This window comes from Actinopolymorpha sp. B9G3, assembly GCF_040120725.1.
Lineage (GTDB): Bacteria > Actinomycetota > Actinomycetes > Propionibacteriales > Actinopolymorphaceae > Thermasporomyces.
In genome coordinates, this window is the sequence record NZ_JBEEAB010000001.1 from 669,128 (window position 1) to 684,815 (window position 15,688).

8 protein-coding genes and 1 pseudogene are annotated in these 15,688 nt (G+C 69.3%); 5 read left to right on the forward strand and 4 right to left on the reverse strand.

Going from position 1 to position 15,688, the window contains the following annotated elements; all coding sequences use genetic code 11:
* The first annotated feature begins 320 nt into the window (after positions 1 to 320).
* From ABNF93_RS02955 to ABNF93_RS02970, 4 genes are all read left to right on the forward strand, one after another.
* Positions 321 to 881, forward strand: coding sequence for a class F sortase (locus ABNF93_RS02955; protein WP_349325930.1), 561 nt, complete (start codon positions 321 to 323; stop codon positions 879 to 881).
* A gap of 1,027 nt (positions 882 to 1,908) precedes the next feature.
* Positions 1,909 to 2,970, forward strand: coding sequence for a fatty acid desaturase family protein (locus ABNF93_RS02960; protein ID WP_349325931.1), 1,062 nt, complete (start codon positions 1,909 to 1,911; stop codon positions 2,968 to 2,970).
* A gap of 327 nt (positions 2,971 to 3,297) precedes the next feature.
* Entirely contained in the window at positions 3,298 to 5,730 is a 2,433-nt protein-coding gene (locus ABNF93_RS02965) for a glycoside hydrolase family 65 protein (protein ID WP_349325932.1), read from the forward strand.
* Between the two features lie 60 nt (positions 5,731 to 5,790).
* Complete coding sequence (locus tag ABNF93_RS02970) at positions 5,791 to 6,669, forward strand: universal stress protein (RefSeq protein ID WP_349325933.1); 879 nt, start codon at positions 5,791 to 5,793, stop codon at positions 6,667 to 6,669.
* Between the two features lie 160 nt (positions 6,670 to 6,829).
* Here ABNF93_RS02970 and ABNF93_RS02975 read toward each other — a convergent pair whose 3' ends face one another.
* The gene (locus ABNF93_RS02975) at positions 6,830 to 7,990 is read right to left on the reverse strand and encodes a site-2 protease family protein (RefSeq protein ID WP_349325934.1); all 1,161 of its coding nucleotides are present in this window, start codon (positions 7,988 to 7,990) and stop codon (positions 6,830 to 6,832) included.
* A gap of 264 nt (positions 7,991 to 8,254) precedes the next feature.
* Between ABNF93_RS02975 and ABNF93_RS34815 the strand changes: the two are divergent.
* Positions 8,255 to 8,407: pseudogene (locus tag ABNF93_RS34815) on the forward strand (RNA 3'-terminal phosphate cyclase); the annotation flags it as partial.
* An 11-nt stretch (positions 8,408 to 8,418) separates the two neighbouring features.
* Here the strand turns inward: ABNF93_RS34815 and ABNF93_RS02980 are convergent.
* Genes ABNF93_RS02980 through ABNF93_RS02990 form a run of 3 tightly spaced genes read right to left on the reverse strand, consistent with a single transcriptional unit; the run spans position 8,419 to position 15,629 of the window.
* Positions 8,419 to 11,175 carry a cation-translocating P-type ATPase gene (locus ABNF93_RS02980; protein ID WP_349325935.1) on the reverse strand — a complete coding sequence of 919 codons (2,757 nt, stop codon included), beginning with the start codon at positions 11,173 to 11,175 and terminating at the stop codon, positions 8,419 to 8,421.
* A 9-nt stretch (positions 11,176 to 11,184) separates the two neighbouring features.
* Positions 11,185 to 13,938, reverse strand: a complete 2,754-nt coding sequence (fdhF, locus tag ABNF93_RS02985; protein WP_349325936.1) for a formate dehydrogenase subunit alpha — start codon at positions 13,936 to 13,938, stop codon at positions 11,185 to 11,187.
* Positions 13,935 to 15,629, reverse strand: coding sequence for an NAD(P)H-dependent oxidoreductase subunit E (locus ABNF93_RS02990; protein WP_349325937.1), 1,695 nt, complete (start codon positions 15,627 to 15,629; stop codon positions 13,935 to 13,937). The genes fdhF and ABNF93_RS02990 overlap by 4 nt, the downstream gene beginning before the upstream one ends.
* Positions 15,630 to 15,688 lie beyond the last annotated feature (59 nt).

Below are 15,688 nucleotides of genomic sequence, written 5' to 3' on the forward strand. Positions count from 1 at the left end.
CTGGCCCTTACGGGCGGTCTGCTGCTGGCCGGGGCGGTCGCTGCCCGGCTGCGCTGGTTAGCCACCCGACGAAGGGTGTGACGCTCCTTCGGATGAGGACACGTCGCATAGTGAATGGCGGTGACCACCGTAGCCTTTGCGCCACGGTGGTCACCGCCGTTCTCACGCTGTCTGGCCTGGCGTGCGTCGGCATCGCCGTCATCCAATATCAGCAGCACCCTCCGCAGCCGGCACTGTCGACCATCGAACCGATCAGCCCATCGGCGCCGCATACAGCTGCACCCAACCGGTCTCCACGCACGTCGCCGACCGGGCCACGGGTGATCGGACCGGTCCTTTCGGCATCCGCTCCGACCGCACTCGCCATTCCCGCGATCGACGTGCGCTCACCCCTACAGCGACTCGGCCAGACCGCCGACGGACGGCTCGAAGTGCCCCCACCTGGGCCGCATTATGACGAGGCCGGCTGGTATCGGTACTCGCCCACCCCTGGCTCGCTCGGGCCCGCAGTCATCGTCGGTCACCTCGACTCGTCTCGCGGACGGTCGATCTTCTGGCGCCTCGGAGATCTGGAGCCACACGACAAGATCCACATCGCCCGTGCTGACGGCACCGTGGCGGTCTTCGCCGTAGACGCCGTTCGCCGGTATCGGAAGAACCAATTCCCGACACAGCTCGTCTACGGCAACACCAACCATGCTGCTCTACGACTCATCACCTGCGGTGGACCGATCGACCGCACCAGCGGCCACCACCGGGACAACATCATCGTCCTCGCGTACCTGGTGCAAGCCCGCGGTCGGGGGCGGCCGACGACCGCGCCGGGACCGGGCACCTATAGCGGGCACACCGACGCGAGGACTAGGAGTCGGGTTTTGTGAGACGCGCGACGCGGCGTCGTGAGTCGCGCACGAGTTCGTGGGTGCGGTCGATCATCTCGTGGCTCTGATCGATCAGCTCTCGCTGGTCGGTGCGTCGCGGGCGCTGTCCACTCGGCGTCCGGCTCTGGTCCAAGTCCAGAAGGAACCGCCTGGCTTCGGCTATCACCTTCAGGGTGGCGCGCCTGCTGGTCTCGCCCGCTGATGGCACATGGCCACTCTGACACAGCATCTATCGCAGCGATAGTGCAACCTCCGAGTGTTGTTTCTGTCAGAGGCACGGAATGGCGAAAACGCGGGAATTGCACTCAATCGGGGGGGCCAGTCCCACTCATTTGGGTCGAGCCAAATCGGACTCATGGGGCATATCTTTGACGAGTCGTGGTGCACGTCCCTGAGGTCATGGAGGAGGATGCCTCGGGGGCATGCATCGCGGTCTTATCTCAGCCGGCTACCTCGCTCGTTGGCCCGGACACACCTGAAGGCAGGAGACTTCATCGCCCGGTTCCGGCGCAGACGGACCAGGCCATGCGTTCCCCAGGGCCTTTGGGACCGCCTCCAGTGTCCGGTCCAGCGAGTGAGCGATGGAGCCCATGCTTGTGCTCGCCGTGCTGGCGAGTGAGCAGGTCTTGGCGGCGTTGAACGCGCCGATGCCGACGCAACCACCAGCGAACCCTGGAAGCCCGACCTGCGCGACTTCCGAGGGTGGCTGTTTTCGGAAGTTCGTCGGCGTACCATTTCCCATATCCGGAATCGACGACATCCCCGCCTCGAGGTTGCCTGCCACCCGGCCACCGAACGGTATGTCATGTACCGAAACCGCGACAGGTCCACGGGCCCGAACACGCGACCACCTTCGTATTCGTCACGTTGAGCGGGTTCCTGCTCAAGGACACAGGACCACCGAGTTTCTTGTTCCTGTGGATGCACGGACCGGCTCGGATGGCGCTCGCGTTGACCTCCTTGTCATTCCGCCGAGGACCGGCCGCGATCTGAGCGAAGCCATAAGACCGACACGCAAGGATGAGCCATGCCTCCATCCAAGATCCAACTACCCGCCCAACGAACCGGTCCGCCCTTGTTCGGCACGTCACGCGGCACCGACTACGCGAGACTGACGCGCCGGATCCGCCAGGCTGGGCTGCTCGATCGCCGTCCCGGCCACTATGTCGCCAGGTTCACGCTGACGCTCGCGTCGTTCGCCGCGGCCGGGGTCGCGTTCTTCCTCCTTGGTGACTCCTGGCTGCAGATCCCGGTCGCCGCCGGGCTCGCCGTGATCTACACCCAGGTCGCGTTCCTCGCCCACGACGTCGGACACCAGCAGGTCTTCGCCTCCAAACGTCACGCCCGGATCGCCGGTCTACTGCTGGGCAACCTCGGTATCGGGCTGAGCTACGGCTGGTGGATCGGCAAACACACCCGACACCACGCCAACCCCAACCATGTCGACGACGACCCGGACATCAGAGTCGGCGGCATCGCGTGGACCCAGAACCAGGCCGGCACTCGACGCGGCGCCGCCCGGATCTTCGCCCGCTGGCAGGCGTTCTTCTTCTTCCCCCTGCTGTTGCTCGAAGGGCTCCACCTCTACGTCACCGGGGTAGGCGCCCTGTGGCGACGCGATGTCAAACAACGAACAGCAGAAGTGGTCCTCCTCGCCGTCCACACCGTCGGATGCCTCACCGCACTGTTCCTGGTCCTCTCCCCCGGCAAGGCCCTGGTCTTCTTCGCCGTCCACCAGGCGGTCTTCGGTTTCTACCTGGGATGCTCGTTCGCACCCAACCACAAGGGCATGCCGCTCATGGAAGGACGGCTGGACTACCTACGCAAGCAGGTGCTCGCCTCCCGCAACGTCCACGGCGGTTGGTTCGTCGACCACGCCCTCGGCGGACTGAACTACCAGATCGAGCACCACCTGTTTCCCAGCATGCCGATGCCGAACCTGCGCCGCGCCAAACCCCTGGTCGAAGCATTCTGCCGAGAACACGACATCAGCTATCACGACACCGGACTGATCCGCTCCTACCGCGAGATCCTCGGCTACCTGCACGAAACCGGCGCCTGCCTGCGCACCCCGGAACGCATCACCTGATGCTCAAGCTCCTACGAGCGGACGCGCCCGATGCCGGAGACGACGCACTGCTGCCCGCCCCATGAGCGTGCGCCCCGCTTCGTGCTACCGAATGACGTCTCAGGGCGTTCTGCCCCGGATGGGGCATTGTCTCGCGCGAGCGGATCTGACCGATATGCAACTGCTGAAGGCTATGCGCCCACGACTGCCTGAGAACCCTGGATAACCAGTGGCCTCCTCACCTGGAAGGTGTGCCGGAAGGCCCTGCACGTGCCTTTTGGGCTCGACAACGCTGAACCCGGGCGCAGCTCTGACTGGACACCTGCCGCGTCGTTCCGGGAGGTTGGCGTGAGCCAGTGGTCGGTGATCTACGACGGGTTCGATCCTGCCGCCGAAAGGGCTCGCGAGACCTTGTGCACCCTCGGCAACGGTTACTTCGCCACTCGTGGAGCGGTGCCGGAGGCGGCTGCCGACGGAGTGCACTACCCCGGAACCTACGTCGCCGGTTGCTACGACCGGCTCGAGTCCCACGTGGCCGGCCGTACCTTCGAGAACGAGGACCTCGTCAACGTCCCCAACTGGCTGGCGTTGACGTTTCGCGTCGACCAGGGCGACTGGTTCGACATGGCGGGCGCCGAACTGCTGGGCAACCGTCATGAGCTGGATCTCGAGCGCGGCGCCCTGACCAGGAGGCTGCGTTTCGTGGACCCGGCCGGAAGGACCACGTCGGTCGTCCAGCGCAGGCTCGTGTCCATGGCCGACCCGCACGTGGCGGCGCTGGAGACGACGTTCGTGGCCGAGGACTGGTCTGGGCGGTTGTGCGTACGAGCAGCACTCGACGGTCGGATCACCAACCGCGGGGTCGAGCGTTACCGCGACCTGTCCGGTGCGCATCTGGAACCGGTCAGCTCCGGTCACGACGCGGAGGAGATTGCCTGGTTGCAGATGCAGACGGCATCCTCGCGGATCCGGGTCGCCGAGGCGATGCGGATACGTGCTCCTGGTGCGATCAGTCGCAGGTTCGACTGCACTGCCTCCTGGGTCGGCGTCGACCTCGACCTGGACCTGAAGGCTGGAGTGCCGGTGACCGTCGAGAAGGCGATCGCACTGCACACGTCGCTCGACCGCGCCATCGGCGAGAGTCTCCTCGCGGCTACCACCCGGATCCGTCACGCGGGGGACTTCGCTCAGCTCCTCGACCAGCACGTCCTTGCCTGGAAGCAGATTCGGCGCAGCGGACGGACCACGCTCACGGGCGCCCGCGCGATCGGCGAGGAGCCGCAGAAGACTCTCGACCTGTACGCCTTCCACATTCTGCAGACATTGTCGACACACACGACCGACCTGGACGTCGGCGTTCCAGCGCGCGGACTGTCCGGCGAGGCGTACCGCGGGCACGTCTTCTGGGACGAGCTCTTCGTGTTCCCGTTCCTGACGCTGCGACTGCCGGAGGTGGCCCGGGCGCTCCTCATGTACCGCTGGCGGCGACTTCCGCAGGCACGGTGGGCGGCAGAGGCCGCGGGCTACCGCGGAGCGATGTACCCGTGGCAGAGCGGAAGTGACGGACGTGACGAAACGCAACAGTGGCATCTGAACCCACGCTCGGGACGCTGGCTCCCGGACAACTCCCACCTCCAACGGCATGTCGGGATCGCCGTGGCCCACAACGTCTGGCTCTACTACCAGGCCACCGGCGACCTGGCGTTCCTTTCCAGTCACGGCGCCGAGATGCTTCTGGACATCGCACTCTTCTGGAGCACGCTGGCGACGTTCGACGACAGCGACCAGCGTTACCAGATCCGCGGTGTGATGGGCCCCGACGAGTACCACGACGGATATCCCGCGTCCTCGACCCCCGGAATCGACAACAACGCCTACACCAACGTCATGGTCGCCTGGCTGATGCGTCGAGCCCTGGAGGCGCTCCGGTTGATACCGGTGCATCGGCGGGACGAGCTTCGCGAACGCCTCGGACTCAGCGACGCCGACCTGAGCCGGTTCGAGGACATGACCCGCCGGATGCGCGTCGACTTCCACGGTCGCGGCGTCATCAGCCAGTTCGAGGGGTACGACCAGTTGGCCGAGTTCGACTGGGCTGGTTACCGGGCGAAGTACGGCGACATCCGGCGGCTCGACCGGATCCTCGAGTCCGAGGGGTCCGACGTCCGGCTCTTCCAGGTGTCCAAACAGGCCGACGTCCTGATGCTGTTCTTCCTCCTGAGCAAGGACGAGTTGACACGCGTCATGGCAGACCTCGGCTACTCGCTGAAGCCCGACGACATCCTGCGAACCGTCGAGTACTACCTTGCCCGGACGTCGCATGGCTCCACTCTCAGTGCGGTGGTCCACGCCTGGGTGCTGTCGCGTACCGACCGGCACGCCTCGTGGCGGTTCTTCCTCGACGCGCTCGCGAGCGACGTCGCCGACACGCCCGGGGGGACGACGGCGGAAGGTATCCACCTCGGCGCGATGGCAGGCTGCGTCGACCTCGTGCAACGGTGCTACACCGGACTCGAGATCGGCGGCGACGTCCTCCGGTTGGACCCACGACTGCCACGGGAGCTTGCCGCGCTCGAGCTGACGTTGCGATACCGGGGGCACTGGGGCGTCACCGTGCGGTGCACGCAGGAAGAACTCATTGTCGGGCTGCCGGCATCCGCTGCGGCACCGATCACGGTGGCACTCGACGAGAAGACCGCAACCCTGCCCCCCGGAGAAACCTGGCAGGTACGCCTGACACCCGCGCGGTCTCACCGACGCCCACAGATGCCGCCCGGGTGAGCGAGGTCCGGCCAGGTGAGGAAGTCGATCTCTCCCGACGCGAAGGAGGAGGAGGTGGGGATGACATCGGAGCGGACGAATCGAATCGTCGTGGGCCTGGACGGGTCGGCCAACTCCCTCGCCGCCGCCCGCTGGGCGCGCAACGAGGCGCTGCTCCGGGGAGCCGATGTCGAAGCGGTCACGGTATGGGACCGGTCTCGACCACGCCATCTTCCCGACCGGCCCCGACACATGACCGAACGCGAAATCGTCGACGCGTGTGAGCGCATGCAGCAGCAACAGCTGGCCGACCTCGACGGTGGAGAAGTCTCCATCGTCACGCGGGTAGCGCAAGGCGATCCCGTGGAGGTCCTGACGGAGCTTTCCCAGGCCGCCGACATTCTCGTGGTGGGCGCTCGGGGCCGCAGCGGTGTCGCCGGACTGCTCCTCGGGTCGACCAGCCTTGCCTGCTTCCCACACGCCGCGTGTCCGGTGACGGTGGTCCCCGCCCACTACCCCGCGCACCGGGTGCACGCACCGATCGTGGTCGGAGTCGACGGTTCGCGCGCCTCACGGAAGGCCCTTCGGGTGGCCGCCGAGGAGGCTCTGATCCGAGATTGCCACCTCATCGCGGTCCATGCGGTGTTCGTGCCGCCGCCCTACGGGACGGAGATCTACCGGCCAGCGGACGATCACCTGGTCGAGGGTGGCCGTCAGCTCGAGGAGGCGATCGGTCCCGTCCAGATCGACTTTCCTGCCGTCCCGATCGAGCACAAGGTCATCGCGGGACATCCCGCGGTGGCCCTCGACGAGGAGGCCTCCGTGGCGGACCTCCTCGTCATCGGCTCGCGAGGGCACCGACCGCTATCCGCCGCCATCCTCGGATCCGTCAGCCTGCACCTGCTCGCCCACGCGCAACGCCCGACCATGGTGGTAACCGACCAGGGCGCGTCAGCCTAGGGCCTGTCTCCCAAATGGCGCCGGTCAAGCGAGCGGCGCATCCGTGCCCGGTTGGCAAGGCGGAGGAGGAAGGCGCACTGGGTTTGTGCGCCGATCGACGAGAACGCAGCCAGCCGGGATGCGGGGCGTCGCGAGTCAGGCGTGATTGGGGAGACAGGGCCTAGGGGCGGTCGTGACCCGCGTCCTGCCGAGGCTCCCGCAGCGGGGCGACCTCCAGTGCGCGGTTCAGGTCGCTGACCGACAACAGCCCGACGAGCTCGTGTCCGGTGCCGCCGTCGACCACGAGAGCCCGGCCTGGATCCCGCTGCAGTGCGCGTGCCGCGTCGACGACCAGGTCGTCCGCACGGACTGTGGGAACGTCCTGGCCAGCGAACATCACGTCCGAGACATGCACCGTGCGTCGCTCCTGCTTGGGCACGGCGGCAGCCCTCGACAGGGACAGCAGGCCAACCAGGTCGCCGTGCCGCACAACGGGGTACGAAGCGTGTGCGGGCCACCGCCCGATGTCCTTACTGAACTCGGCGATGGTGCGGCCGGGATCCACCGTCACCGGGGCATGGGCCATCAGGTCGCGGACGCGCAGGCCGGTGAACGCATGTTCCAGCCGAGCGGAGACCACCTCCTGTTGGACGGCCAGCAGGAGGAACCAGCCGAGCAGGAGGAACCAGATACCGCCTACGCCCCCGCCAGCCAGCAGGCTGGTCAGGCCGAGAAGGATCAGGAGCACCGCGAAGATCCGCCCACCCACAGCAGCCGAGATCGTGGCCGACGCGCTGTCCCCCTGTCGCCACCACAGCAGTGCGTGCAGGAGCCGTCCACCGTCGAGCGGTAGCGCGGGAACGAGGTTGAAGACGAGCAACAAGGTGTTGATGAGCGCCAGATAGTCGAGTACGCCTGTCACGGACGAGGGAAGTCCGGTCACATCCGCAAGCAGCGCGAGCCCCGCGAACACCAGCGCGAGGACCGCGGTCGCGATCGGCCCTGCGATCACCACGCGGAACTCCGCGCCGGGACCAGGGAGCGGTTCCTCCGCCCGGGAGACGCCACCGAACAGCCACAGCGTGATCTCCCGCACTCGTACGCCCTCGCGCATCGACTGGAGCGTGTGACTGAGTTCGTGCGCCAGGATCGAGGCGAAGAAGAGCACGGTGGCGACGGCTGCCATCGCGAGATGTGTCGAGCCGGACAGATCCGGATATGTGGCCGGGAACAACACCGCCGCCAGCGACCAGAGCACCAGCACGAAGATCACCAGCCACGTCCAGCTGATCCCTACCGGGACGCCCTTGACGCGGAACAGGCGCACGCTACTCGTCAACACCCGACCACCCCTGCGCTCACGCCGGCCATGTTCACGCTACGTCGGTGGTCGGAGCAGGTCAGCGGGGCACGGTCATCAGCGCCAAGGACCTTCGGCCCCGTGAGTGAGCGCAGGCCCCCGCTCCCCCGGACGGTCTGGCGTTCGCCGTCGGACCCGGGCTCCCACCTACACTGGCGATGAGCCCTCCACGCCTGTGACCGTCACGCACCGGCAGGGGTGAGCACGTTGCTCGACATCGACGGTTCCGCGCACTCGGGGTCGGGCATGATCGTGCGTCAGGCGCTGGCGTACGCGGCCGTTACCGGTACGCCGTTCCGGATGTGGAACGTCCGCGCACACCGCCCCAAACCCGGACTGCGGCCCCAGCACCTGTGCGGCGTCCTGGCGATGCGGGACCTTGTTGGCGGCTCGCTCGAGGGTATGAGCCTTCACCGCGGCGCAGGTCCCCGGTCCCGTCGGCGACGCCGCCGCCAGCGGCTGATCTCGTCGACTCCCCACACGATGAAGGGAAAGGGCAGGAGCAGGAGGAGAACCGAGCCTGGCAGAGCGGCCGTTCCGAACACCCGCTGGAGCGGTGGCAGGTAGATGAGCGCGGCCGCGAACGCGATCTCGAATGCGCACCCAGCGAGCAGCAGCGGGTTGCTGAAGATCCCTACGGTCCGCAGGGATGCGTGGTCGGTGCGAGCGGCGAACGCGGTACCCAGCTGGCATGCGACGATCCCGGCGAAGGTGGCGGTCGTCGCCTGGAGATAACTCCCGTGGAGCGCCGTGCCCGGTCCGGTTGCCGCGCCCGGATGCCAACCCGCGCTGACCAGGACGACGAAGAACGCACCAAGCACCAGGACCGCCGATACCAGGCCGAGCAGGCCCCAGGCGCGCCACAGCAGCCTGCGGTCGATGATTCCCTCGTGACGCCCTCGCGGTGGCCTGGCCATGACTCCCGGCTCGGCCGGTTCGCGGCCCAGAGCGAGCGCGGGCAGCGTCTCGGTGCCGAGGTCGATCGCGAGGATCTGGAGCACCGTGAGCGGGAGGGGTACCGCCCCGCCGGAGAGTGCGAAGAGGAGGAACGGTGCAACCTCGGGGACGGCGTGGGCGAAGATGTAGAGCACGAACTTCCGGACGTTGTCGAAGGCCCGTCGCCCCTCCTCGACCGCGGCCACGATGGTGGCGAAGTTGTCGTCGGTCAGGACCATCGTGGCGGCTTCCCTGGCGACGTCGGTGCCCGTACGCCCCATGGCGACCCCGATGTCCGCCCGGCGGAGAGCCGGGGCATCGTTGACGCCATCACCGGTGACGGCCACGACCTCGCCGCGGTGGCGCAGCGCATCGACGATCCGCAGCTTCGTCTCGGGCGAGCTCCGCGCGAAGATCAGTTCCTGACCTCCTGCGAGGAGTTCTCCGAGGCGCTCCTCACTCATCGCCGCCACGTCGGTTCCGGTGACGATGCGGTCAGCGCGCAGGCCGACCTCGCGGGCGACCTCGGCCGCGGTCTGGCCGTGGTCCCCGGTGACCACGTGAACGGTGAGGCCGGACTCGTGGCAGGCGGCGACAGCTGCCGGCACCTCGGGACGGGGCGGGTCGTGCAGCCCGGCAAGGCCGAGCAGGCAGAGGTCTCGCTCGACCTCCTCACGGGCGAACTCGACGCCCCGCCTGCCTCCCGGCGCGACAGTTACTCGACTGGCGAAGGCGAGGACCCGAAGTCCGCGTGCGGTCAGTGCCTCCTGAACAGCCCTGGTACGCGCACGGTCTGCCTCGGTCAGGATTCGCGGAGCGCCGTCGAGGACGCGGGTGCACAGGGGCAGGACCGCCTCCGGTGCGCCCTTGGAGTGGACGACAAGCTGCTCTGGGTGTGGCGGAGAGCCGGCTTGTTCGTCCGACTCACCCGTGTCGTCGACGGTGGTCATCCGCGCCAGGCGTGGATCGAACCGGAAGATCGCCCTCCGCCGGCCTTCCCGACGTGACAGGTCGACGTCCGTACCGGTGTCGGCCGCGTACCGCAACAGGGCGATCTCGGTGGGATCCCCTTCGTCGACGCTCCCGGGACCTCCAGCGAGGTCGGCGGTGTTGCAGGCGACCATCACCTCCCTCACCGGTCTCGTCGCCGCGTCTCCCTCACGAGGGGTCCACACCTCGAGGACCTGCATGCTGTTCGTGGTGAGAGTTCCGGTCTTGTCCGTGCAGATCGTGGTCGTCGACCCGAGGGTCTCTACCGCCGAGAGCCGCTTGACGAGGGCGCCCCGGACAGCCAGCGCGCGGACGCCGACCGCGAGCGCCAGCGTGATGGTCGGCAGGAGACCTTCGGGCACGTTCGCCACCAGAAGGCCGGTCGCGAACACGAACGCATCCGGCAGGGACAGCCCGGCCAGCGTGCCCAATGGCAGGAACGCCACACCTACGCCGAGTGCGACCGCCGCGATCAGCCATGCGATCCGGCGAACCTGACGTTCCAGCGGACTGGCTTCGGGTGCTCCGCGCTCAGACAACGCCGCGATCCGGCCCAGCTCGGAGTGCGCTCCCGTCGCGAACACCACCGCTCGGGCCGTACCGCCTGTGCAGGTCGTCCCGCTGAACACCACGTCCTGCGCCTCGACCAGCGCCGCCCGCGCATCTGTGGGACCGGCGGCCCGCGTCACTGCCAGCGACTCGCCCGTCAGCGCCGACAGGTCGACCTCGAGGCTGCCGTCGAGTAGCCGGCCGTCGGCGGAGATCCGGTCCCCCTCGTCGATGATCACGACGTCACCGGGGACCAGCGTCGCCGCGGGCACAACCTGGCGGACGCCGTCGCGGACCGCGGTTGCCTCCTGCGGGAGGTACGCGACCAGCGCCTCGACCGCCCGCTCGGCCTGCTGCTCCTGCACGAACGCCAGAAGGGCGTTCAGCACGATCACGGCGATGATGGCCCATCCCAGCACCGGCGTACCCGCCACGAAGGCGAGCAGCGAGGCGACCCACAGCAGCAGGGCCAACGGATGGACGAACTGGCGGACCAGCGCGCGGCCGAATCGCCGCTTGCCCCGCCGCCGCAACACGTTCGGGCCGAAGACCACCAGCCGCCGCTCGGCCTCCCGATGGGTCAGGCCGCCGGGTCCACTGCGCAGATGCGCCAGCAGGAGAGCGAGCGGCTCGTGGACAGATGTCTCCTCGTCCTCTACTGATGGCGGACGTCCGGTCGTGCCCTCTCCCATGAACCGCTCTCAGCCCTTACGCAGCCGGACCGCCGTGACCTTGTACTCCGGGCAGGAGGTCACCTCGTCCGTCTCGCCTGAGGTGAGCAGGTTGGCCGCCACGTCGGGGAAGGCGAAGGAAAGAAAGACCTCGCCGGGAGCCACATCATCGGTGAGGCGGCCCGGCGCGGTGATGCTGCCGCGCCGGCTGGCGATCTCGACGAGGTCCCCTTCGCGCAGTCCGAGCCGCAGCGCGTCGTCGGGGTTGATCTCGAGGTGCTCGTCGGGGACCAGCGCGAGGTTCGGCGTCCGCCGGGTCATCGTTCCGCTGTTGTAGTGGACCAGTCGGCGGCCGGTGATCAGCGTGTACGGGTAGGCCGTATCGGGTGACTCGCCGGGCGGCGCCCAGGGAAGGGCGGCGAGTTGGGCGCGCCCGTTCGGGGTGGCGAACTCCTGCTCGTACAACCTGGCCTCACCCGGATCGTCCGGGCCGCGGCAGGGCCAGTGCAACGCGTACTCGTTGTCGAGGCGGTCGTGGGAGATGCCGGCGAAGACGGGGGTGAGACGGGCGCACTCGGCCAGTGCGTCCGCCGGCGTGGGACAGCCGAGGTCTCCACCGAGGGCCCGCGCCACCGCGGTCACCACCGCGAAGTCGGTACGCGCCAGTCCCGGCGGGTCGAGTGCGGGGCGTACCCGCTGGAACCGCCGGTCGAAGTTCACGAACGTGCCGTCCTTCTCGAGGAACGACGCACCCGGGAGCACCACGTCGGCGGCCAGGGCGGTGGCGGAGGGAAAGATCTCCTGGCTCACCACGAACTCGGCGGCCTCGACAGCGGCCCGGACGTGCCCCGAGTCCGGATCGGTCTGCAGGATGTCCTCGCCGAACACGTACAGCGCCCGGACCTGGCCCGTGAGCGCGGCGTCGAACATCTCGGGGATCCGCAGCCCCGGCCGCGGCGGCACGGGTGTCCCCCACTCTTCGCCGAAGCGTCGGCGCACCGCGTCGTCGGTCACCTTCTGGTAGCCGGGAAGAAGGTCGGGGAGCGCGCCCATGTCCGACGCCCCCTGCACGTTGTTCTGACCACGCAGCGGGTTGACACCGCCGCCGTTCGGCGTGCCGACGGCACCGCGGAGGACCGCGAGGTTGGCGAGGGTACGCACGCCGTCCGTGCCGTGTGCGTGCTCGGTGACGCCGAGGCCGTAGACGATCGAGGGCTTGCGCGCCGTGCCGAACAGGCGGGCCGCCTCGGCGAGGATCGCCGGCTCGATGCCGCTCAGCTCGGCGACCTGTTCTGGCGGGTACTCGTGAAGCAGGGCGCGCAACTCGTCCCACCCGTCGGCGCGGGTCGCGAGGAACGCCTCGTCCACCCACCCGTTGTCGAGCAGGAGACGGGCCAGCCCGTGGAAGACGGCGACGTTGGAGCCGGGTCGTCCTTGCAGGTGGACGTCCGCGACCCGGGCGAGTCCGGTCCTCCTGGGGTCGATCACGACGAGCCGGGCGCCGTTCAGCGCCCGCTGCATGATCCGGGCCCCGATCACCGGGTGCGCCTCGGTCGGGTTGGCACCGACGAGCAGGATGCAGTCGGCGTCGTCGAGGTCGTCCGCGGCGTTCGTACCACCCGCCAGGCCGAAGGTCGCGGTGAGGCCCGCGGCAGAAGGTGCGTGGCAGATCCTCGAACAGTTGTCGACATTGTTGGTGCCGATGACCGTTCGCATCAGCTTCTGGAGCAGGTAGTTCTCCTCGTTGGTCGACCGGGCCGAGGAGATGGCGGCGATGGAGTCCGGGCCGTGCGTTTCGCGGATCCGCGTCAGCTCCCGTCCCACGAGCGCGAGGGCGTCGTCCCACGTCGTCGGCTCGAGCCGGCCGGCGCGGCGTACCAGCGGCGTGGTGAGGCGGTCCGGCGAGCGTACGAAGTCGTAGGCGAAGCGTCCCTTGACGCAGGCGTGGCCGCGGTTGACGGGTCCGTCGTGGGCAGGCGTGATCGCCACGATCGCCGGCCCGTCCGTGTCGGGAATCGGGTCGGCCATCGGATCGGCCATCGGGTCGGGGATCGTGTCGGGGTTGCTGTCCGCCGTACTGGTGTGGACGTCGAGGGCGCAGCCGACACCGCAGTAGCCGCAGGTCGTCCTGGTCACCGTCGCGGTCGGCGCCGCCGCGACCGGCAACGGGACCGGCCCGCTGATCGCGCCGCTGGGACAGCTGTCCACACAGCCGCCGCAGGCCACGCACGCCGACTCCACCCAGGGTCCGCCCGTCCCCGGAGCCACCACCGTGTCCGCCCCGCGTCCGACGAGCGTCAGGGCGAACGTGCCCTGAACCTCGTCGCACATCCGGACACACCGGCCGCAGGCGATGCACAGGTCGGCGTCGAGCCGGACGTACGGATGGGAGTCGTCCCGGCCGAGCCCACGACCAGGTCCTTGTCCGACGCCGTCGAACGCCTCGGGCCCGACGCCGAGCTGGTCGCAGACCGCGGCGAGCTCGGTCGGCAGGTCGAGCGCACCCGCGGGCAGCCGTTCGACGGTGAGCTCAACGACGCGTCGCACCGTGGCGGCCACCGTCTCGTCGTCGGTACGGATGTCGGCGTCCTCGGCCGCCGGAGTCGTACATGCCGCGACGACCGCCGGGCCCGAGCGGACCAGACAGGCCCGGCACGAACCCGACGGGCTGAGGCGTTCGTCGTGGCAGAGCGTCGGCACCTCGAGACCGGCAGCGCGGACGGCGGCCAGAACCGAGCTGCCGTCGGGCACCTCGACGGGCGTGCCGTTCACCCGCACCCTCATCGCGGCGAATCCCTGCCAGGTCCGGGGCCCGACCGACCCGCACCCATGACGCGCACCAGGCTGCGGACCGCCACCGGGATGCGGCGTCCGAACGGGCACAGACTGGCGGTCTGCATCGCGTCGAGCAGCGCGTCGTCCCGCGCCGCCGCCTCGGGCTGGCGTTCACCTCGCCGGGTGCCCTCGCGGCACGGGGTGCAGGTGCCGCAGCTTTCGCTCGCGCCGAACTCCCACAGGTGCCGGAGCAGGTCGTCCGGGTCCACCCGGTCGTCGACGGCGAGCAGGCTGCCGTGGCCGAGCGTCACTCCGGCCGCCGTGAGCGCTGAGTTGAGCAGGGGAAGGTCGAGCTGGTCGGGTGCGAGGAAGCCGCCGAGCGGACCGCCCACCTGGATCGCCCGCAGCCGTCGCCCGCGGGGAAGCCCTCCGCCGAGCCCGAAGACGATGTCGCGCAACGGCGTGCCCAGCTCGACCTCGTAGGCACCCGGGCGTACGAACCGCTCGTTCAGGCAGACGACCAGGGTTCCCGTCTCCGGCGGAACTCCGCGTGCCGCGTAGGCCGCACCGCCGGCACGGACGACCGCCGGCACCGACGACAGCGTCTCGACGTTGTTGACCGCCGTGGGTCGTCCGAGGAGGCCGTACTCGACGGGGTACGGCGGCCGCGGCCGGACCGTCGCACGCAGCCCGGCGAGCGAGTGCAGGAGCGACGTCTCCTCCCCCGCGACGTACGAACCCGCCCCCATGACCACGTCCAGGTCGAGATCGACGCCGGAGCCGTGTACGTCGCGGCCGAGGTGTCCCTGGGCGTACGCCGCGGCCACGGCCGCCGCCACGCTCTCGTACGCCCGGGGGTACTCCGACCGCACGTACACGAATCCCGTCGTGGCCCCGCAGGCCAGTGCCGCGAGGGCGAGACCCTCCAGCAGCCCGGACGGGTCGCGCTCCATCAGGATGCGGTCGGCGTACGAGCCGGGGTCGCCCTCGTCGCCGTTGGCCACGACGTAGCGCGGCCCGGCCGGACCCGCCGCCGACAACGCCCGCCACTTGGCCGCGGCGGGAAACCCGGCACCGCCGCGGCCACGAAGGCCGGCGGTCTCGACCTCCTCCAGGACGCGACGGGGAGACCTGTCGTCCGCGACCAGGGCACGCCACACTTCCCACGCCCCCTCGTCGCCCTGGATCCCACGGAGGACGACGGGCGCCGTCGCCGCCCGTACGGACGGTTCCGGCGCCCGCGGAGTGGAGAGGCCGGCGAGCTGGTCGGCAAGGTCGGCACCCGCGCGGGGCTCGTCGCCGTCGAGGGCGGCCGGGCCCGTGTAGCAGTAACCCAGGCAGTGCACGACCTGCAGCGACACGCTGCCGTCCGGCGCGCAGGTCCCCGCCCGTACGCCCAGCACCCGCTCCACGTCAGGAATGTGGCGCCCGCCCTGGCTCGCCACGAAGCACGCCGTCCCACCGCACAGCCGTACGTGCCGCTCGCCCTGGGTGCCGCGCAGGTCGGTGTAGTAGCGCGCGGCCCCATGCACCACGGCGACCGGTAGCCCGGTCCTCGCGGCGATCGCGCGCTCGTCGTCAGGAGTGATCCGACCATGGTCGGCCCGCGCCGAGCGAAGCTCGGCCAGGACCCGGTGGGCAGGACCGTTCCGGCGCCGCTCGAGTCCCTCGACCGACGCGCCCGTCGGCGGCCTGCTCATGCTGGCCTCGGCATCGCGAGTTCGACCACGAGGTCATCGTGCCCACGTCTGGTGCAGTT

Bases quoted from the DNA above. Each gene is read 5' to 3' on its own strand.
- ABNF93_RS02960 (WP_349325931.1), top strand. From the start codon at position 1,909: ATGCCTCCATCCAAGATCCAACTACCCGCCCAACGAACCGGTCCGCCC.
- ABNF93_RS02970 (WP_349325933.1), top strand. From the start codon at position 5,791: ATGACATCGGAGCGGACGAATCGAATCGTCGTGGGCCTGGACGGGTCG.
- ABNF93_RS02980 (WP_349325935.1), bottom strand. From the start codon at position 11,175: ATGGGAGAGGGCACGACCGGACGTCCGCCATCAGTAGAGGACGAGGAG.
- fdhF (WP_349325936.1), bottom strand. From the start codon at position 13,938: ATGAGGGTGCGGGTGAACGGCACGCCCGTCGAGGTGCCCGACGGCAGC.
- ABNF93_RS02990 (WP_349325937.1), bottom strand. From the start codon at position 15,629: ATGAGCAGGCCGCCGACGGGCGCGTCGGTCGAGGGACTCGAGCGGCGC.